This is a genomic window from Haloarchaeobius marinus, assembly GCF_051207415.1.
GTDB lineage: Archaea > Halobacteriota > Halobacteria > Halobacteriales > Natrialbaceae > Haloarchaeobius.
This window is the reverse complement of the sequence record NZ_JBPKGD010000005.1, coordinates 292,319-309,835: the sequence shown is the minus strand read 5'-3', so window position 1 is coordinate 309,835 and position 17,517 is coordinate 292,319. Positions and strand designations below refer to the sequence as shown.

Annotated in this window: 19 protein-coding genes; 10 read left to right on the top strand and 9 right to left on the bottom strand. The window is 67.1% G+C overall.

Features of this window, described 5'->3' with window-relative positions:
- The first annotated feature begins 69 nt into the window (after positions 1-69).
- Genes ACSC1W_RS18085 through queC form a run of 3 tightly spaced genes read left to right on the top strand, consistent with a single transcriptional unit; the run spans position 70 to position 2,065 of the window.
- Positions 70-537, top strand: coding sequence for a 6-pyruvoyl trahydropterin synthase family protein (locus tag ACSC1W_RS18085; RefSeq protein ID WP_435349044.1), 468 nt, complete (start codon positions 70-72; stop codon positions 535-537).
- 1 nt (position 538) lies between these two features.
- A complete protein-coding gene (locus tag ACSC1W_RS18080) occupies positions 539-1,312 on the top strand; it encodes a 7-carboxy-7-deazaguanine synthase QueE (RefSeq protein ID WP_435349043.1) in 774 nt (257 codons plus the stop codon).
- A 3-nt stretch (positions 1,313-1,315) separates the two neighbouring features.
- Positions 1,316-2,065, top strand: coding sequence for a 7-cyano-7-deazaguanine synthase QueC (gene queC / locus ACSC1W_RS18075; protein ID WP_435349042.1), 750 nt, complete (start codon positions 1,316-1,318; stop codon positions 2,063-2,065).
- Here the strand turns inward: queC and ACSC1W_RS18070 are convergent.
- The 6 genes from ACSC1W_RS18070 to ACSC1W_RS18045 form a co-directional block, all read right to left on the bottom strand.
- Positions 2,041-2,967: a DMT family transporter gene (locus tag ACSC1W_RS18070; protein ID WP_435349041.1), complete on the bottom strand. Its 927-nt coding sequence runs from the start codon at positions 2,965-2,967 to the stop codon at positions 2,041-2,043. The genes queC and ACSC1W_RS18070 overlap by 25 nt on opposite strands.
- A gap of 141 nt (positions 2,968-3,108) precedes the next feature.
- The gene (locus tag ACSC1W_RS18065; protein ID WP_435349040.1) at positions 3,109-3,666 is read right to left on the bottom strand and encodes an FAD-dependent oxidoreductase; all 558 of its coding nucleotides are present in this window, start codon (positions 3,664-3,666) and stop codon (positions 3,109-3,111) included.
- Between the two features lie 52 nt (positions 3,667-3,718).
- Positions 3,719-4,201 carry an SRPBCC family protein gene (locus ACSC1W_RS18060; protein WP_435349039.1) on the bottom strand — a complete coding sequence of 161 codons (483 nt, stop codon included), beginning with the start codon at positions 4,199-4,201 and terminating at the stop codon, positions 3,719-3,721.
- Between the two features lie 81 nt (positions 4,202-4,282).
- Entirely contained in the window at positions 4,283-4,711 is a 429-nt protein-coding gene (gene lrpA1 / locus ACSC1W_RS18055) for an HTH-type transcriptional regulator LrpA1 (protein WP_435349038.1), read from the bottom strand.
- A 118-nt stretch (positions 4,712-4,829) separates the two neighbouring features.
- Entirely contained in the window at positions 4,830-5,765 is a 936-nt protein-coding gene (locus ACSC1W_RS18050) for a thiamine pyrophosphate-dependent enzyme (protein ID WP_435349037.1), read from the bottom strand.
- A 3-nt stretch (positions 5,766-5,768) separates the two neighbouring features.
- Entirely contained in the window at positions 5,769-7,679 is a 1,911-nt protein-coding gene (locus ACSC1W_RS18045) for a 2-oxoacid:acceptor oxidoreductase subunit alpha (RefSeq protein WP_435349036.1), read from the bottom strand.
- Between the two features lie 272 nt (positions 7,680-7,951).
- Here ACSC1W_RS18045 and ACSC1W_RS18040 point away from each other — a divergent pair, with 272 nt between their 5' ends.
- Positions 7,952-8,158, top strand: coding sequence for a DUF8149 family protein (locus tag ACSC1W_RS18040; RefSeq protein ID WP_435349035.1), 207 nt, complete (start codon positions 7,952-7,954; stop codon positions 8,156-8,158).
- A gap of 6 nt (positions 8,159-8,164) precedes the next feature.
- Here ACSC1W_RS18040 and aroC read toward each other — a convergent pair whose 3' ends face one another.
- The 3 genes from aroC to aroA all read right to left on the bottom strand — a co-directional run bounded on the left by aroC (position 8,165) and on the right by aroA (position 12,085).
- Positions 8,165-9,310, bottom strand: coding sequence for a chorismate synthase (gene aroC / locus ACSC1W_RS18035; RefSeq protein WP_435349034.1), 1,146 nt, complete (start codon positions 9,308-9,310; stop codon positions 8,165-8,167).
- A gap of 207 nt (positions 9,311-9,517) precedes the next feature.
- The gene (locus tag ACSC1W_RS18030) at positions 9,518-10,753 is read right to left on the bottom strand and encodes an alkaline phosphatase family protein (protein ID WP_435349033.1); all 1,236 of its coding nucleotides are present in this window, start codon (positions 10,751-10,753) and stop codon (positions 9,518-9,520) included.
- Positions 10,754-10,783: 30 nt separating this feature from the next.
- The gene (gene aroA / locus ACSC1W_RS18025) at positions 10,784-12,085 is read right to left on the bottom strand and encodes a 3-phosphoshikimate 1-carboxyvinyltransferase (protein ID WP_435349032.1); all 1,302 of its coding nucleotides are present in this window, start codon (positions 12,083-12,085) and stop codon (positions 10,784-10,786) included.
- Positions 12,086-12,201: 116 nt separating this feature from the next.
- Between aroA and ACSC1W_RS18020 the strand changes: the two genes are divergently transcribed.
- The 6 genes from ACSC1W_RS18020 to ACSC1W_RS17995 all read left to right on the top strand — a co-directional run bounded on the left by ACSC1W_RS18020 (position 12,202) and on the right by ACSC1W_RS17995 (position 17,516).
- A complete protein-coding gene (locus ACSC1W_RS18020) occupies positions 12,202-12,642 on the top strand; it encodes a DUF8009 family protein (protein WP_435349031.1) in 441 nt (146 codons plus the stop codon).
- Between the two features lie 60 nt (positions 12,643-12,702).
- Positions 12,703-13,884, top strand: coding sequence for a M24 family metallopeptidase (locus tag ACSC1W_RS18015; RefSeq protein ID WP_435349030.1), 1,182 nt, complete (start codon positions 12,703-12,705; stop codon positions 13,882-13,884).
- 216 nt (positions 13,885-14,100) lie between these two features.
- Positions 14,101-14,856 carry a prephenate dehydrogenase gene (locus ACSC1W_RS18010; protein ID WP_435349029.1) on the top strand — a complete coding sequence of 252 codons (756 nt, stop codon included), beginning with the start codon at positions 14,101-14,103 and terminating at the stop codon, positions 14,854-14,856.
- Between the two features lie 6 nt (positions 14,857-14,862).
- Complete coding sequence (locus ACSC1W_RS18005; protein WP_435349028.1) at positions 14,863-16,344, top strand: small ribosomal subunit Rsm22 family protein; 1,482 nt, start codon at positions 14,863-14,865, stop codon at positions 16,342-16,344.
- A gap of 80 nt (positions 16,345-16,424) precedes the next feature.
- Complete coding sequence (surE, locus tag ACSC1W_RS18000) at positions 16,425-17,228, top strand: 5'/3'-nucleotidase SurE (protein WP_435349027.1); 804 nt, start codon at positions 16,425-16,427, stop codon at positions 17,226-17,228.
- 57 nt (positions 17,229-17,285) lie between these two features.
- The gene (locus tag ACSC1W_RS17995) at positions 17,286-17,516 is read left to right on the top strand and encodes an Rdx family protein (RefSeq protein WP_435349026.1); all 231 of its coding nucleotides are present in this window, start codon (positions 17,286-17,288) and stop codon (positions 17,514-17,516) included.
- Position 17,517: the final 1 nt, after the last annotated feature.

Sequence of the window (17,517 nt, the reverse complement as noted above, 5' to 3'; positions counted from 1 at the left end):
TCTCTGCTGGCGGTCGACGAACGGCGACGTGACCGCCATCTTGAAATACTATCTCGATAATACCTGGGTATGACTTCGGTACGGCTGGAGACGGACGAACCGGGCGGGTCACTCACGAACGAGAGCGAGCGAACGCTCTACGTCGGACGGGACAGACCGATACGCATCAGTGCGGGCCACCGCATCCTCCACCACGACGGCAAGTGTTCTCGTCCACACGGTCACAACTACGAGGTGACCGTCGCCATCACCGGGACGCTCACCGAGGAGGGATGGGTCGTCGACAAAGGCGATATTACCTCAGTCATATCCGAGTGGGACCACCGGTTCCTGCTGGAGTCCGGCGACCCCCTCGTCGAGGCGTTCGAACGGGCCGGCGACGGTGCCAGCGTCGTCGTCCTCGACCACCCGCCGACGGCCGAGGTCATGAGCGTGCTCCTGGAGGCCAAACTGGCCGACCAGTTGCCAGAGACCGTCACCGACGTCTCGGTGCAGGTGGCCGAGACGAGCGAACTCTGCGGCGGCAGCGAGTTCTGAGATGCCCGTCACGAGCGACGTCACGCGACCGGACGCGGGGTCGGCGGAGGACGGCCGACTCCCCATCAACGAACTGTTCTACTCGCTCCAGGGGGAGGGCACCCTCGCGGGCGTCCCGAGTGTCTTCGTCCGGACGAGCGGGTGCAACCTCCGGTGCTGGTTCTGCGACTCCTATCACACCTCCTGGGAACCGACCCACGCCTGGATGAGCGTCGACGCCGTACTCGACGAGGTCACCGCGTACGAGCAGGCAGAGCACGTCGTCGTCACCGGCGGCGAACCACTACTCCACGACGGCGTCGTGGCCCTCCTCGACGCGCTCGACGAACGCGGCTACCACTGCACCGTCGAGACGAACGGGACCATCTACCGCGACGCCCCCATCGACCTCGCCTCCGTCTCGCCGAAACTCCGGAACAGCACGCCGACCCCGGAGCGAGACCCGGCGGGTGACGGGGAGTGGGCCGACCGGCACGAGGCCGACCGGGTCGACCTGTCGGCGCTCGTCGACATCGTCGAGACCTACGAGACCCAGTTGAAGTTCGTCGTCACCGGTCCGGACGACCTGCCCGAGGTGGAGGCCCTGCTCGACCGGGTCAGGGACGCGGCAGCAGTCGCCGTCCCGGACGACGCCGTCCTGTTGATGCCCGAGGGTGCGACCCGCGACCGACTCGCCGAGACGCGCGAGACGGTCGCCGAACTCGCGCTGGCCCACGGCTACCGGTACACGCCGCGGCTCCACGTCGACCTGTGGAACGACGCCCCCGAGACCTGACTCATGCCAGAAGACACGACCACCGAGACCGACGCACAGCACCCGACCGACGGCGAGCGCGCCGTCGTCCTCGCCTCCGGCGGGATGGACTCCGCGACGGCCGCCTACGAGGCCGCCGAGCGGGGCTACGACTGCCACCTGTTGCACACCTCCTACGGACAGAACACCGAGGACCGCGAGTACGAGTGCGCCAGGCGACTGGCCGACGAACTCGACGCTGTCGTCGACTTCCTCCGCGTGGAGACGGGCCATCTGGCGGCCATCGGCGCGTCGTCGCTGACCGACGACGAGATGGACGTGGCCGACGCGGACCCGGAGACCGACGAGATTCCGACCTCCTACGTCCCGTTCCGGAACGCGAACCTGCTGTCGATGGCCGTCTCGTACGCCGAGGCCAACGATTGCGACGCCGTGTTCGTCGGTGCACACAGCGAGGACTTCGCGGGCTATCCGGACTGCCGGCCGGCGTTCTTCGACGCCTTCCAGACCCTCGTCGACGTCGGGACGAAACCGGAGACCGACGTCGACGTCGAGGCCCCGTTCGTCGAGTGGTCGAAGACGGACATCGCCGAACGCGGGGTCGAACTCGGCGTCCCCTACGAGGACACGTGGTCCTGCTACCGCGAGAACGAACCCGCCTGTGGGACCTGTGACTCCTGTGCGTTCCGACTGGAGGCGTTCCAGAACGTCGGCGTCCGCGACCCGATCGAGTACGCCGAGCGCCCGAACTACGCCGCTTCCGACGACGACTGAGCGTGGTCGCCAGCGTCCGACTGACGAGACCAGACCACCACCGCGATGCCAACCAGCGCGACCGCCCCGCCGACCACGGTCGCGACGCCCGGAACCTCGCCGAAGATGGCGAGGGCGAGTATCGCGCTCCCGACCGGTTCGCCGAGCAGCGAGACGCTGACGACCGAGGACTCGACGCGCTCCAGTAACCAGTTGATGACGGTGTGACCGAAGATGCCCGGCCCGACGGCCATCGCGAGGAACAGGGCGTACTCCCGGGGCGGGTACTCGACCAGCGAGTGGCCCTCGACGAGGACGACGCCGAACAGCGTCACGGCACAGGCTCCGTAGACCAGCGTGACGTAGGGGAACAGTCGGACGCGCTGGCGCAACGACCGCCCGGCGAGGACGTACCCGGAGGCCATCGCGGCCGCGAGGACGGCGAGGCCGTTCCCGAGCAACGGGTCCGGCGCGAGGGAACTCTTCGGGGCGCCGAGACCGATGGTCGCGGCACCGACGACGGCCACGAGGATACCCGCGACCATCCGCCCGGTCACCCGTTCGTCCAGGAGCGCCCACGCGCCGAAGGCGACGAACAGCGGTTGGGTCTGGACCAGCGTGGCGCTCGCGGCGATGGTCGTGAACTCGAAACTCACGAACCACAGCGCGAAGTGCGCAGCGAGCGCGATGCCGGCGACGAGCGCGACGGCGAGGTCACGAGCAGTGATGCGGCCGAAGTCGCCCGGGTTCCGACGGAGGGCGACTGGCGTAACCAGCGCGGCCATGAACACCACGCGGTAGAACGCCTTCACTGTGCTCGGCGCACCGGAGAGTTCGATGAGGGGTGCGCTCGTGCTGACGGCCGCGACGGCGACGGCGAGGGCAGCAACCGGCGGGACGTCTCCCGATACGCGGCCTGTCATTGTCGGCGGGAGGAGGCGGTCCCGGTTAGCCGTTGTGGAACCGGACGACGACGCGGTCGTCGTCCGGTGACCCGCGGAACTGCTCGTCGGCGTCTCCGGGTCGGTCGAGAACGGTGGACGGGTCGCGGAGGTCCGTTCGTCCTACTCGGCGTCTGCCGGCGTGTCGAAGTCGTGGAAGTGTTCTCCCTTCTCCTTCGTCAGCACGTTCAGGGCCGCCGCCGCGCCGTCCCCGGCGGAGATAACCGCCTGCCACTCCTCGGCCCGGACCATCGCGCCCGTCGCGTAGCAGTCCGAGACGCTCGTCTCCATCGTCACGTCCACCTCCACGACGTCCTCGTCGGTGAAGTCGCAACCGAGGTCGGCCGCGAGGTCGCGGTCCGCACCGGTGGCGAGGACGACGTAGTCGGCGTCGAAATCGCCCTCCTCGGTGGTGACGGAGAAGCCGTCGCCCGACTCGCTGACGTCGGTCACCGCCGTTCCCTGGTGGCGTTCGACGCCGAACTCGTCGGCCTGGTCGCGTGACTCCTCGAGGAACTCGGTACCGTCGACGGAGTCGATGCCCAGGTAGTTGAACAGGTGGGCCTTGTGAAGCCAGGTCTTGTCCGTGTCGAAAATCGTGGTCTCGAGGCCGTTCTTCGCCGTGAACAGGGCGGCGGACAGTCCGGCGGGTCCGCCACCGACGACAACGACGTGTGCCATGGGGTCGGATACGTCACGATTCCGGATAAAGCTACGCGAGGCGGCGACGTCGTCAGGGTTCGAGGAGTTCCCTGGTCCGGCGGTGACGGTACCGGAACATGGGTTCGAGACCGAACCACGCCAGCGGGCCGACGAGGTCACCGAGGGGACCGAGCGGGAGGCGGTACTCGACCCGGTCGGAGACGAGTGTCCCGTCGTCCCGGGCGTAGAAACTGTGGGTGTGGTCCCAGTGCGGGAACGGTCCGTCACGCATCTCGTCGCGGAACGTCGCCGCACGCTCGTCCTCGGTACGGTCCGTGATGACCGAGGTCCATCGCTGGCGTGGCCCGACGCCGAACGGGCGCATCGACATCGAGATCTGGGTTCCGGCGGCGAGCACCGCCGGGTCCGGTTCGCCGTCGGGGCCACGAACCGCCTCGACGCGGAGGTTGGCGAAGTCCGGAGTCAGCGCCTCCAGCCCCGAGATGTGGGAGTGGAAGTCCCAGACCGTCGACAGGGGTGCGCGGACGAACGTCTCACGCGAGTAGACGGGCATAGGTACGAATTGGTGATACGCGGCCAAAAGGTGTCGGATGGAGGAATCGACGGCCTGTCGCTCCTCGGTCGTCGGCGGGCGTTACTTCAGCCGTTCCTGCAGGAAGGAGGGGTGGGCGGCGGTGACTCCGTCGATGCCGAGGATGTCGTCGTGGATGACGTCGCCGAGTTCGTCGCCGTCGGTGGCGCGGACCTCGGCCATCAGCATGTGGTCCCCGCTGGAGGTGTAGAGCGATTCGATGGCAGAGAGTCCCTTCAGGGCGCGGGTCGCCTCGACGTAGCGCTCGGACGCCACGTCGATGCCGACCAGCGCGATGGACTGGCTGGAGAGTTTCTTCGGGTCCACGTCGGCCGAGTAGCCGACGATGACGCCGTCGTCTTCGAGCTGACTGATGTACTTCCTGACGGTCGGTTTCGAGACGTTCGCCCGTTCCGCTATCTCCGCGTAGGAGGCCTGTGCGTCCTCCTCGAGCACGGAGAGGATGCGGTCAGCCGTCGATTCGGTGCTCATACAGTAGAGTTTGCGTGGGCGGAAAAATAAGTTATGAATCCGAAAACCAACCGGCTGGGGACGAGAACGAGGTCTCCTGGGGTCGGTCGGTGGGCCGACCCGCCCGTCCCTGGGTGATTTACTTGTGCCGTTCGAGCAGGTCGTAGCTACGCTCCCACTCGTAGTCGTCGTCGAAGTAGCGCTCGACGAGCGGTTCCTCCGGCATCTCGCCGATAGCCTTCTTCTCGGCCTGGTACGACGGGCTCTCCTCGTCGACGTAGTACCGGCCGGTGAGGACCTCGCCCTCGTAGAGTTTGTTCTCCGTCTCGAACATCATCCGGGCCGCCTCCTCCCGGTCGGTGACGTCGTGGTCGTAGTCGTCGGACTCCTGTACGTCGATGTACGGGACGTACTGACGGGCGTCCTTGTTCCAGGTCGGACACTGCGTCAGGAAGTCGATGTGGGCGAAGCCGTCGTACTCGATGGCCTCCTTGATTATCTCCTTCGCCTGGTTCGGGTTGACGGCGGCGGTGCGGGCGACGTAGCCGGCACCGGCGTTGAGCGCCATCGACAGCGGCCGGATGGGCGACTTCGCGTTGCCCGAGGGCTGGGTCTTCGACTTGTGACCCTTGGGCGACGTGGGCGAGGTCTGGCCCTTCGTCAGGCCGAAGACCTCGTTGTTGAACACGATGTAGGTCATGTCGTGGTTCTCCCGGGCGGTGTGCATGAAGTGGTTCCCGCCGATGCCGTAGCCGTCGCCGTCGCCGCCGGCGGCGACGACCTCGAGGCCGGGGTTCGCCAGCTTCGCGGCACGGGCCACGGGAAGCGCCCTGCCGTGGATGGTGTGGAAGCCGTAACTGTCCAGGTAGCTGTTCAGTTTGCCCGAACAGCCGATGCCGGTGACGGTCAGCACCTCCTCGGGCGTGCGTCCGACCTCGGGGAGCGCCTGTTTCAGCGCCTTGAGGACCCCGAAGTCACCGCATCCCGGACACCAGGTCGGCTGGGGCTCGTTGCCGGGGGTGAACTCGTCCCGGTCTATCTCGCGTTCTTCTCCGATGGCGTTGAATGCACTCATGGTCTAGTCACCTACTGCGGGTTCGAATCGTACCTGTGCTGTCGGTTCGTGGGCGTCGCCCCCGAGTCGAATCTCGAAGCCCTCGACGATCTCGCCGGGTTCGAACGGGTTCCCGTTGTACTTGAGCATCGAGGTGAGCTTCGAGCCGAACCGGCCCAGTTCCTTCTGGAGCAGGCCGCGGAACTGGCCGGACGAGTTCATCTCGACGACGAGCGCCTCGTCGACGCTCTCGAGGAACTCGGTCAGTTCCGTCTCGGGGAACGGCATCATGTCGGAGACGCCGACACCCTTGACCGGGTGCCCGGCGTCGTTGAGGCGCTCGACGGCCTCCTCGACGGTCCCCTGCTGGGACCCCCACGTGATGATACCGAGGTCGGCGCTCTCGTCGCCGAAGTAGGTCTGCTGGGACTCGTGGTCCTCGTCGAGTTCCTGCCGGATGGATTCTATCTTGCGCTTGCGACGGTCCATCTGCAGGACGCGGTTGTCCGGGTCCTCGGCGATGTGGCCCGAGGGCCAGTGTTCGTTGCCCGAGGCGAGGTAGCGCCCGCCCTTCTGCCCGGGGAGCGAGCGCGGACTGACCCCGTTCTCGGTCTCATCGGGGTCCGTCTGGAACCGCATGAACTTGCCGGTGGCCTCGTGGGCCGCCTCGGCGAGTTCCTCCTCCGTGAGCGTCGACCCGAGCGACGGGTTCGGTTCGCGGTCGAAGAAGCTCTCGTCGACGTTCTTGTTCTCGCCGGAGAGCTTCTGGTCGTAGATGACGATTGTCGGAATCTGGTACTCGTAGGCGATGTGGAACGCCATCCGCGTCTGGTCGTAGGCCTCCTCGATGGTGCCCGGCGCGAAGACGACGCGCTGGGAGTCGCCCTGACTGGTGTACAGGACGTGTTCGAGGTCGGCCTGCTCGGGCTTGGTCGGCATCCCGGTCGACGGACCGGCACGCATCGACTCGACGAGCACCAGGGGCGTCTCTGTCATCTCTGCCAGCCCCAGCGGTTCGGACATCAGCGCGAAGCCACCGCCGGACGACCCGGACATGGCCTTCGCGCCGGCGTGGCTCGCACCGACGGCGAGCGCCGCTGCGGCGATCTCGTCCTCGACCTGCTCGGAGATGCCCCCGAACTTCGGCAGGTTCTGGGACATGATGGTGAACACGTCGGTCCACGGCGTCATCGGGTAGCCGGCGATGAACCGGCAGCCCTCGTCGAGGGCACCGTACGCGATGGCGTTCGACCCCGAGACGAGGACCTGTTCCTCGTCGTGCTCGCCCGTCGGGGCGCGGAGGTCGTGCTCGAACTCGTACTCCTCGTTCGCCATGTCGTAGGCGTCGCGGAGGATGGAGAGGTTGGCTTCGAGCACGTCGCCGGACATCGCGTCCTCCATCAGGTCCTCGATGTGGTCGAGGTCCATCTCCAGGAGTGCGGCAGTGACGCCGACGCCGGCCGTGTTCCGCATCACTTCGCGCCCGTGTTCTTTCGCCATCCCGCGAAGGTCGATGGGGAAGACGTGCCAGTCGTTCTCCTCGGCCCGTTCTTCGAGGTTCAGGTCCGCCACGTCGTCCTCGTCGAGGAGTCCGGAGTCGTAGACGATGATGCCACCCTCGCGCAACTCGTCGAGGTTCTCCGACAGCGGTTTCGTCTCCTCGTTTCCGTAGACGGCTCCCTCCTTCGGGTTCCGGGCGAACGAGTCACCCAGCGCGAGTAGGAAGTTGTACCCGTCACCTCGGGACTGTACCTCGTGCCCTGCTGCCCGAATCTCCACGTACGTGTGGCCACCACGGATCCGCGATGGGTAGTGGCGATGCGTGAAGATGTCGAGGCCCGACCGCATCAGGGCCTTCGCGAAGTTCTGGCTGGTCGAGTCGATCCCGTCCCCGGAACCACCTGCGATCCGCCAGATAAGTTCGTCGTCAGTCATGCTCAGTAATCACGGCCCCCTGTAAGGCCAGTGTATTTGAAGGTTGGACAGAGTTAGACTAAAGCCTTTGCTATACATTAGCACGGATTAATAATGAGGAACCGAGAACTCGTTCTAGATTCTCCGGGAGGGCAGCGGCGTCGGTCTGTGAGCAATCCTCACGAACGTTCCTATTGGACCGCCACTGGGACGTACCTTGCTAACAGGGTCGTCCCGTCGACCCGCGGCCACGACCCGTGGGTACTTCAGCCTGCGTCGAGAACGCCTGCCCCATGCCCAGCGAAGGAACGTCACCGGAGATTCCCGTCGTCTGCCCCGAGTGCGACACCCGGACGTCGGTACCATTCGACGACGTCGAAGCCGCCGTCGCCCGCCACAACGACCAGCTACACGACGGCGAGGCCGTCGCCGAGGTCGACCCGGCCGTCATGGAACGGTTGACGGACATGGTCGCGAAGGACCTCGGGCTGCTGGACTGACGGCCCTCACTCGGGGCGACTCGGGTGGTAGTCGGTATCGTACTCCCCGGGCCGGTCGTCCAGTCGGTCCGGGTTTATTCGGCCGCCGAGCAGCATGAAGTCGAGGAACGTACACGCGACCATCGACTCCACGACGGGCACGCCCCGTGGCGGCAGAACCGGGTCGTGGCGCCCGATGACCTGTGCGGTCTTCTCCTCGCCGGTCTCCCAGTCGACGGTCGTCTGTTCCTTCGGAATCGACGTGGGGGCGTGCAGCGTCAGTTCGCCGAAGACCGGCTGACCGGTCGTGATGCCACCCTGCAGGCCACCGTGGTCGTTGCCGACCGGGACGGGGTCACCGTCGTCGTCGAACTCCCAGTCCTCGTTCCGGTCGTGACCCGCGACCGACCGGGCCTCGCGCCCGAGGCCGAACTCGAAGGCGGTGGCCGCCGGAACGGCCATGAGCGCCTGTCCGAGGCGGGCCGGAACGCTGTCGAACCGGGGCGCGCCGAGGCCGCGGGGCAGTCCCCGGACCTCGAAGTAGATGCTCCCACCGATGGAGTCGCCCGCCTGCTGGTACTCGTCGATGCGCTCGCGCATCCGTGCTGCCGTCTCGGGGTGGGCACACCGTACCTCGTTCTCCTCGGTGTGTTCCAGCAGTTCCTCCCACGTCACCTCCGGGGCTTCGACGTCGCCGATCTGGTTCACGTGGGCCTTTATCTCGACGCCCTCGGTCGCGAGAATCTTCTTCGCGATCGCACCGGCCGCGACCCAGTTCACCGTCTCGCGCGCCGAGGAGCGGCCACCGCCGCCCCAGTTCCGCGTGCCGAACTTCGCGGAGTAGGTGAAGTCGCCGTGACTCGGGCGGGGGGCCGTGACGAACGGTTCGTACTTCTCCGACCGTGCGTCCTTATTCTCGATGACCATCCCAATGGGCGTCCCCGTCGTGTACCCGTCCTGAACGCCGGACTGGATGGAGACGGCGTCGGGTTCTCCCCTGCTCGTGGTTATCATCGACTGGCCGGGTTTGCGCCGGTCCAGTTCGGCCTGTACGTCGTCCTCGGAGAGTTCGAGGCCCGCGGGACACCCGGACACCGTGACGCCCATCCCCGCGCCGTGGCTCTCGCCGTAGGTGGTCACCTGGAAGAGACGACCGAACCGATTGCCGTTCATGCGTCAGTCTCGGTCACCTGGGGATTTATGTGTTCTAGAAGGTGCAGAAGTCACCGTTCAAGTACGATGGCGGGGCCAGGACAGGCGTGTCCTGACCGATGCCGTCCGGCGACCGAGGCGGGTGTGCGACGAACCGCCGGACGACCGTCGCCGCGTCGCCTGTTCGCCCCAGTCCACCTTACGGGGTCACAGTCCCGAGTAGCGACATCATAGCTCCGAGAGGCGGACGGCCGCGACCGCCGTCAACATCTCCTCGGGGTGCAGTCCCCCGTGCATCCCGACGAGTCGGAGCTCCTCCGGTTCGTGCATACCCCACCACGTTCCCAGTTCGCGGTGGGTCAACACGAGGTCGCCGAGTCGCCGCCGGAACGTCTCCGAGGCGTCGACGTCGCCGAACAACTCCAGTTCGAGCGCTTCTGACTGGGTGAACACCCGTGCATCCAGCGTCTCGGACAACCGACGGGCCGTCGACTCGACCGTCCCGTCCTGCAGATGCAGGTGAACGTTACGTGGACTCCCGGCGAAGCGGATCGGGTCGCCGTGGCCGTCCCGTGCGAGTGCGGCGACCAGTTCCTCGTCCGCGTCGAGGTCGACGTTCAGGTCCGGGTCGGTGTCGACGTGGCCGTGGTCCGCAGTGACCAGCAAGAGCGTCTCCTCGGCCGTCGCGTCGTCGAGTCCGTCGACGGCCTCCGCGACCACCTCGAACACCTCGGCGACCGTCTCGCGGTAGGCCCTCGACCGGGTACCAGTGCGGTGGCCCTCGTGGTCGACGTGCGGCAGGTAGCAGAAGCAGTACGACCGGCCGTCGGCCGCCTCGAGTGCATCGCCGACCGTCTCGGGAACCTCGTCGAGTCCGTCGTACCTGTGCAGCGTCGCCCCGTCGTACGTCCTGGGGAACGGGACCACGTGGTGGGACTCGACGCCCTGCTCGGCCAGCGTCGGGTAGATGGATTCGGCGTTCCAGACCTCGTCGCGAACGAAACCGGTCGGTTCCCGCCCGTCCTTCGTCAGGAACGGGAGCACCTCGAACGCCTCGTCGGTCGTCGGTTCGTAGACGTTCCAACCGACGACGCCGTGTTCGGCCGGCAGCGCACCGGTGTGGAACGTCGTGATGGCAGACGCCGTCTCGCTCGGGTAGGTGGAGGTCACCGGCGTCACCAGCGCGGCGTCCGAGAGTCGGGACAGGAACTCGTGGTGCTCGCGCTCGCGCCGCCACTGCGCCCAGCCGAACCCGTCGACCAGCACGACGAGGACCGTCTCGACGCCATCGACGTCGACGCCGTCGAAGACGTCACCGGGTAGCGACCTGCCTGCCTCGGCGCCGAGTAGCGACGCCACAGACCCGGGAACGTTGGCGAAGCAGTACCCATCGTAGTCCGGGAAGAGATAGCCGGCGTCGCCGCACCGTTCGCGGAGCGACGCCGCCAGGTCCGTTCGGAGCATGTCACGACCGAGGGTCGATTCGTAGATAGACTATCCGGTACCGTGTCGGTGGTGCACGGTCCCGCCGAGGTCGTACAGCACGTCGAAGAAGTCCGGAAAGGAGACGTCGACGTGTTCGGCGTGCTCGACGGTCGTCTCGCCCTCGGCGACGAGTCCGACGACCGACAGCGCCATGACGATGCGGTGGTCCTTGCGCCCGTCGACCCGGGTCCCCACGAGGGTCGACTCCCCGCCGTGGACGACGAGTTCGTCCTCTCGTTCGGTGACGCTCGCGCCGAGTCTCGTCAACTCCTCGGCCATCGCGCTCACGCGGTCCGTCTCCTTGTAGCGGACGTGCTCGACGTTCTGGATGTGCGTCTCGCCGTCAGCGACTGCCCCGAGCGACGCGACGGTCGGGAGCAGGTCGGGCGTGTCCGAGACGTCGACCGACGTCCCCGACAGCGACGACCGGGAGACGTCGATGGTGCCCGCCGCTCGGTCCCAGTCGATCGCCGCGCCCATCCGGTCGAGGACGTCGACGATGGCCGTGTCCCCCTGCGCGCTCGGCACCGCCCCGGTGAGGGTCAGTCCGTCGGGGGCGGCGATGGCCCCGGCCGCGAGCAGGTACGACAGCGACGAGAAGTCCCCCGGTACGGCGTACTCGCCGCTGGCGTCGTACCGCTGGCCGCCGTCGACGGCGAACCCGCCGTCCGTCCGTCCCGCCTCAACCCCGAACGCGTCCAGGACGTCGAGCGTTATCTCGACGTAGGGCGCAGACTTGAGTTCGGTCGAGAGGTCGATTCGGATGCCGTCGTCGGTGACGGCTCCCGCCATCAGCAGCGCGGTCACGTACTGGGAGGAGACGTCGCCTGGAATCGAGACCGCACCACCGGCGATGGGGCCGTCGACGACCAGCGGTGCCTGCCCGTTGCGTCGGGTGCTCACCGCGCGCGCGGCGAGGGTCGAGAGTGCGTCGAGGAGCGGTCCCTGCGGCCGTGACCGGAGCGACTCGTCGCCGGTCAGGACCGTCGTCCCGTCGACCAGTCCCGCCGTCGCCGTGGTCAATCGCATCGTCGTTCCGCTGTTGGCACAGTCGAGTACGTCGTCCGGAACGACCGGCCGACCGTCGAACCCGGTGACGTCCAGTTGCGACTCGCCCTCGGCGACGTCGACCGACCCACCGAAGGCTTCGACCGCCCGGGCGGTCGCACGCGTGTCGGCGCTCACCAGTGGGTCCGTGACGACGGCCCCGTCCGCATAGCCGGCGGCGAGGATGGCCCGGTGGGTGTAGCTCTTCGACGGTGGTGCCCGCGCGGTACCGCGGACCGTCGACGGTTCGATGACAACGTCCATGTCAGAGGCGTCTACGGGTCGACGTATGAGGCTACCGACAGCGGTCAGAATTCGTGTCGCCCGTCGACCCGTGGTCGGGCGACGTACTGAAGTCGGTCGCAGACCACGGGTCGGATATGCCCGTCGACCCCGACGACCCGACGGTCGTCCGGTCGCTCGCGATACACGCCGACGACGTGGTCGCTGCCCTCGAAGCCTCGAACCAGGGAATCGAGGTCGTACTCCGGGTTACACCGCCGTTCAACGGACGGATGCGAGCCCGGATTCACCGGGTCCAGTCGGTCGCATCGGACGACGGGGGCATGACCGACCAGCCGGGCGATGCGCCGTCGGTCCACGTTCCTCCGGGGTCGCTCGTCGACGACGGTGTACCCCCGTACCCACACGCCGACGACACGGAACCCGACGACGGCGAGTACGACGTGGAGGCACACCACGACCGACACGTCGCCGCCCTGGAACGCTGGCGGGAGCGAGTCCGCGAGCACATCGTCGACAGCGTCGAACTGCAGACCCCGGACGGCCCCCACCGGGTCGACGTGTCCGTCCTCGGCTGAGGGCCGGGCCGACCGGCAGAACCGGACAGGTTTATAGCGACGGCGTCGGTGTGTCGGCGTATGGAACCCGACTTCTCTGCACTCGACGACTATCTCGACGAAGCGAACCTCGACGGCTACGCCCTAGAGGACGACGCGTCGAGCTCCGACCTCTACTACCTGTCCGGGTTCGGCGCCCCAGACCCGTTCTTCGGCGTCTACACCCCCGAACAGACCGGACTGCTGGTCTCCTCTCTGGAGTACGGTCGGGCCAAGAAGGAGAGTCGGGCCGACGTCGTCAAGCGTCACTCGGACTACGACGCCCGGGAGAAGATGGAGGAGTACGGCGAGGAACTGGCTCACCAGAAGTTGCTCGCCGAGTTCCTGGCCGACCTCGGGGTAGACTCGCTGGCGGTCAACGGTCAGTTCCCCCTCTCGACGGCAGACGGACTCCGAGAGGAGGGACTCGAGGTGACACCCGACCGCGACGGCATCGTCCGGGACATCCGGGCCGTCAAGACAGACGAGGAGGTCGACCACGTCAGGACGGCCCAGCGGGCGAACGAGGCCGCGATGGCCCGCGCTGAGGAACTCGTCGCGGAGGCCACCGTCGACGACGACGGCGTGCTCCGTCGACCGGACGGCGAGGCGCTGACGAGCGAGTTCGTCAAGCAAGAGATCGAGATAACGCTCATTCGGCACGACTGCTCGCTCGACGAGACCATCGTCGCCTGCGGTGCGGACGCCGCCGACCCTCACGACCGGGGGAGCGGGCCGCTTCGAGCGAACGAGTTCGTCATCGTCGACATCTTCCCGCGGGACAAGGCGTCGAAGTACCACTCTGACATGACCCGGACGTTCCTCAAGGGCGACGCCTCGGAGACGCAACTCGAGTGGTACGAGGTGACCGACGAGGCGCGGAGGGCGGCACTCGACGCGGTCGAGCCCGGCGTGACCGGTGCGGACGTCAACCAGGCCGTCGTCGACGTCTATCAGGAAGCGGGCTACCCGACGGTGTTCACGGACCCCGACACCGAGACGGGCTTCATCCACTCGACGGGACACGGCGTCGGACTCGACGTCCACGAGTCGCCGTCGGTGTCGCTCAACGGCGAGGAACTCGAACCCGGACATGTCATCACCATCGAACCGGGCCTGTACGACCCCGACGTCGGTGGTGTCCGAATCGAGGACATCGTCGTCGTCACCGAAGAGGGCTACGAGAACCTCGTCGACTACCCGGTCGAACTGGTCGTCGACTGAGGCTGGCCAGCACCGATAAACAGCTTTAACATGTCGCTTCCGGTATCTCTGCTCAAAGACATGAATCTATCCGGAATGACCCCTGACGGCGCGTTCAACCTGCTGATGATAATCATCGGTTCGCTCATCGTGTTCACCATCGTCCTGTTCTACATCGCCGGCTTCTTCTGAGGCCGACCGAACCCCTTTTCCCGACCGGTTTGCTACCCGGAAGCGATGCGAACGCTCGTCGTCGGCGCCGGTTCGATGGGACGCTGGGTAGCCGAGACCCTCGGCAGCGACGTCGCCCTCGCCGACGCCGACCGGAGCGTGGCCGAATCGGCGGCCGCGGCGGTCGGTGGTCGGGCGGTGGACCTGGACGGCACGGAGTCCTTCGACGTGGTCTGTATCGCGGTACCGATGCCTGCTGCGGCCGAGGCCGTTGCCGACCAGGCCCACCGTGCCGAGCGCGCCATCGTCGACGTGGTCGGCGAGATGGCCGGGCCGATCGCTGCCATGCGCCGTCACGCTCCGGACCTGGAGCGCGTCAGCTTCCACCCCCTGTTCGCGCCGTCGAACGCCCCGGGGACCATCGCGCTCGTCCCGGACGACCCAGGCCCGGCGACGGACGAGTTCAGGGACGCACTCGCGGCCGCCGGGAACGACCTGTTCGAGACCACCCCGTCGGAACACGACCGGGCGATGGAGACGGTGCAGGCGTCGGCCCACGCCGCGGTGCTGGCGTACGGACTCGCCAGCGAATCCGTCGACGAGCGGTTCCACACTCCCGTCTCGGCCGCGCTGGACGGCCTCGTAGAACAGGTTACCGACGGCGACGCACGGGTCTACGCCGACATCCAGTCGCGGTTCGACGGCGCGGACGACCTCGCTGCCGCTGCCCGCCGCGTCGCCGATGCGGACTGTGAGGAGTTCACGGCACTCTACGAGCGAATCAGGGACGGTCACCGCGAGGACCGAACTGACGAGGACTGAACACCGATGATCGACAGAGACGACGTCGTCGCCAACGCGAAGTACCTCAGGAACGTCCGCCCCATCGACCCCGAGGAGATCTGCGACTACGTCTCGGGACACCCGCACCCGGCCGTCGTCCGGCAGGTGCTCAGGGAGGAGGCACTCGGCCTCGGACTGGTCGAGCGAGACGACGGCACGTTCGTTCCCGCCTCCGACGAACCAGTGCGGACCGGCGTGGACGAAGTGCGTGCGTTCCCCGACGAGTACGCCGCCGAACTCGAGGACCTGCTCGTCGAACGCTACGGCTACGACTGGGCGACCGGCGACACCGGCGACGAACTTCGGGAGACCGTCCGGCGCCTCAAGGACGACTACTACCAGCGTCGGCCCGTCGAGTACGACGCGGACGTCGCACTCGGCTACGCCGTCTATCACCTCCCCGACTTCTACGCGGCCGTCCAGTACGTGCTGAACGACCTCGTCGCCAAGCAGCTCCTCCCCCGAACCCTCAGAATCCTCGACGTCGGTGCTGGCGTCGGCGGCCCGGCCCTCGGTGTTCACGACTACCTCCCGGACGACGCGCTGGTGGACTACCACGCCGTCGAACCGAGTGCGGCGACCGAAGTCCTCGACGACCTGCTCGACGTCACCGGCCCGAACTTCCACCACGAGATACACGAGACCACGGCGGAAGCGTTCGACCCCGACGGCGAGTACGACGTCGTCCTCTTCGCGAACGTGCTCAACGAACTCGACGACCCCGAAGCGGTCGTCCGTCGCTACGTGCCGTTCCTGGCCGACGACGGGTCCGTCGTCGCACTCGCACCGGCCGACAGGAACACGAGTATCGGCCTCCGGCGCGTCGAACGGGCCATCGTCGACGACCCTGCCGACCGTTCCACCGGCGACTCGACTCCCCGCCGTCCCACCGTGTACGCACCGACCGTCCGACTCTGGCCGAACGCGGCCCCGACCGACGAGGGCTGGTCGTTCGACGTGCGACCGGACCTCGACGTGCCCCCGTTCCAGCGTCGCCTCGACGACGGTGCCCGACCCGAACCCACCTCGACCGCCGACGGAGCCGACACCGCCGGCGAGTTCGTCAACGTCGACGTGCAATTCTCCTACAGCATCCTCCGCCTCGACGGCGCTCGCATCCTCGACGTGACGCCCAGTCCGTCGACGTACGCCAGGATGGCGGACATGGAACAGCACGTCTCGAACCGCATCGACCTCCTCGCCGTCAAACTCTCCCGGAACCTCGCGTCGACCGACCCCGCGACCGACGCGAACCCGCTGTTCAAGGTGAGCGATGGGTCCGAGACGGCGGACAACTACGCGGTCCTCGTCCAGCAGACGGCCGGGAACCGGAATCTGCTCGAGGCAGACTACGGCGACCTCCTCGCGTTCGACGGCGTACTCGCCCTCTGGAACGACGACGAATCGGCCTACAACCTGGTCGTCGACGAGACGACAGTCGTCGACCGGATTCCCAGGCCCGTCTGACCGGAGGGCGTGGAACCGCCGCTGGGACAGTAGACGACCGCGAACGGTGACCTTTTGGCCGCACACTTCGACCACCCGGCATGGACGACGACGACGACCTCGAGATCCTTGTCACGAACGACGATGGCATCGAGAGCCCCGGTTTTCGAGCGCTCTACGACGCACTCGCCGACGTCGGGCGCGTCACCGCCGTCGCGCCAGCCGTCGACCAGAGTGCCGTCGGCCGGGCGATTTCGAGCACGGTCGACGTCGAAGAACACGAACTCGGCTACGCCATCCGGGGAACACCGGCAGACTGCGTCGTGGCCGGCCTCCGAGCACTCCTCCCGAACCCGGACCTCGTGGTCGCCGGGTGCAACAAAGGTGCGAACCTGGGCCACTACGTCCTCGGTCGGTCCGGAACCGTAAGCGCCGCCGTCGAAGCCGCGTTCTTCGACATCCCGGCCATCGCCGCCTCGCTCTACATCCCGGTCGACCCCGACGATGACCGGGCGTGGACGGACGTCGAGGTCACGTTCGACCAGTACGAGGAAGCGGTACGCGCGACCGCCTACCTGGCCGAACACGCACTCGACGCCGGCGTGTTCGAACAGGCCGACTACCTCAACGTCAACGCACCGGCCCCCGGGACCGGGCCGACGGAACTCGAGATCACCCGCCCCTCGCACATGTACGACATGGACGCCACCGTCGACGACGGTATCGTCTCGCTACACGACCGCGTCTGGGAGCGCATGGCCGCCGGTGACATCCCCGACCCCGAGGGCACGGACCGGCGCGCCGTCGTCGAGGGACGTATCAGCGTCTCGCCGCTCACTGCCCCACACAGTACCGAACATCACGAAGCACTGGACGCACTCGCAGAGGCCTATCCTGACCACTGATTCCTCGTTCTCCGACTGCCCCTACCTTTTCACGGCTGCGAACGTAACGTATCCTCCATGACCGAAGTCGAGATCGAATACTGCGTTCCCTGTGGCTTCCTGAACCGAGCGGAAGACGTCCAGCACGCCCTCCTGTCGAACTTCGGTCAGGAACTCGACGCGGTGACGCTCAAGACCGGTGCCCACGGCGTCTTCACCGTAGCCGTCGACGACGAGACCGTTTTCGACAAAGCGGACGACGAGTTCGACGTCGACGATATCGCTCGCGCTGTCAGAACCCGCCTCTGAG

Bases quoted from the DNA above. Each gene is read 5' to 3' on its own strand.
- ACSC1W_RS17995 (WP_435349026.1), top strand. From the start codon at position 17,286: ATGACCGAAGTCGAGATCGAATACTGCGTTCCCTGTGGCTTCCTGAAC.
- ACSC1W_RS18015 (WP_435349030.1), top strand. From the start codon at position 12,703: ATGGAACCCGACTTCTCTGCACTCGACGACTATCTCGACGAAGCGAAC.
- ACSC1W_RS18080 (WP_435349043.1), top strand. From the start codon at position 539: ATGCCCGTCACGAGCGACGTCACGCGACCGGACGCGGGGTCGGCGGAG.
- ACSC1W_RS18060 (WP_435349039.1), bottom strand. From the start codon at position 4,201: ATGCCCGTCTACTCGCGTGAGACGTTCGTCCGCGCACCCCTGTCGACG.
- surE (WP_435349027.1), top strand. From the start codon at position 16,425: ATGGACGACGACGACGACCTCGAGATCCTTGTCACGAACGACGATGGC.
- aroA (WP_435349032.1), bottom strand. From the start codon at position 12,085: ATGGACGTTGTCATCGAACCGTCGACGGTCCGCGGTACCGCGCGGGCA.
- ACSC1W_RS18070 (WP_435349041.1), bottom strand. From the start codon at position 2,967: ATGACAGGCCGCGTATCGGGAGACGTCCCGCCGGTTGCTGCCCTCGCC.
- ACSC1W_RS18020 (WP_435349031.1), top strand. From the start codon at position 12,202: ATGCCCGTCGACCCCGACGACCCGACGGTCGTCCGGTCGCTCGCGATA.
- lrpA1 (WP_435349038.1), bottom strand. From the start codon at position 4,711: ATGAGCACCGAATCGACGGCTGACCGCATCCTCTCCGTGCTCGAGGAG.
- ACSC1W_RS18065 (WP_435349040.1), bottom strand. From the start codon at position 3,666: ATGGCACACGTCGTTGTCGTCGGTGGCGGACCCGCCGGACTGTCCGCC.
- ACSC1W_RS18040 (WP_435349035.1), top strand. From the start codon at position 7,952: ATGCCCAGCGAAGGAACGTCACCGGAGATTCCCGTCGTCTGCCCCGAG.
- ACSC1W_RS18030 (WP_435349033.1), bottom strand. From the start codon at position 10,753: ATGCTCCGAACGGACCTGGCGGCGTCGCTCCGCGAACGGTGCGGCGAC.
- ACSC1W_RS18010 (WP_435349029.1), top strand. From the start codon at position 14,101: ATGCGAACGCTCGTCGTCGGCGCCGGTTCGATGGGACGCTGGGTAGCC.
- queC (WP_435349042.1), top strand. From the start codon at position 1,316: ATGCCAGAAGACACGACCACCGAGACCGACGCACAGCACCCGACCGAC.
- ACSC1W_RS18045 (WP_435349036.1), bottom strand. From the start codon at position 7,679: ATGACTGACGACGAACTTATCTGGCGGATCGCAGGTGGTTCCGGGGAC.
- ACSC1W_RS18050 (WP_435349037.1), bottom strand. From the start codon at position 5,765: ATGAGTGCATTCAACGCCATCGGAGAAGAACGCGAGATAGACCGGGAC.
- aroC (WP_435349034.1), bottom strand. From the start codon at position 9,310: ATGAACGGCAATCGGTTCGGTCGTCTCTTCCAGGTGACCACCTACGGC.
- ACSC1W_RS18085 (WP_435349044.1), top strand. From the start codon at position 70: ATGACTTCGGTACGGCTGGAGACGGACGAACCGGGCGGGTCACTCACG.
- ACSC1W_RS18005 (WP_435349028.1), top strand. From the start codon at position 14,863: ATGATCGACAGAGACGACGTCGTCGCCAACGCGAAGTACCTCAGGAAC.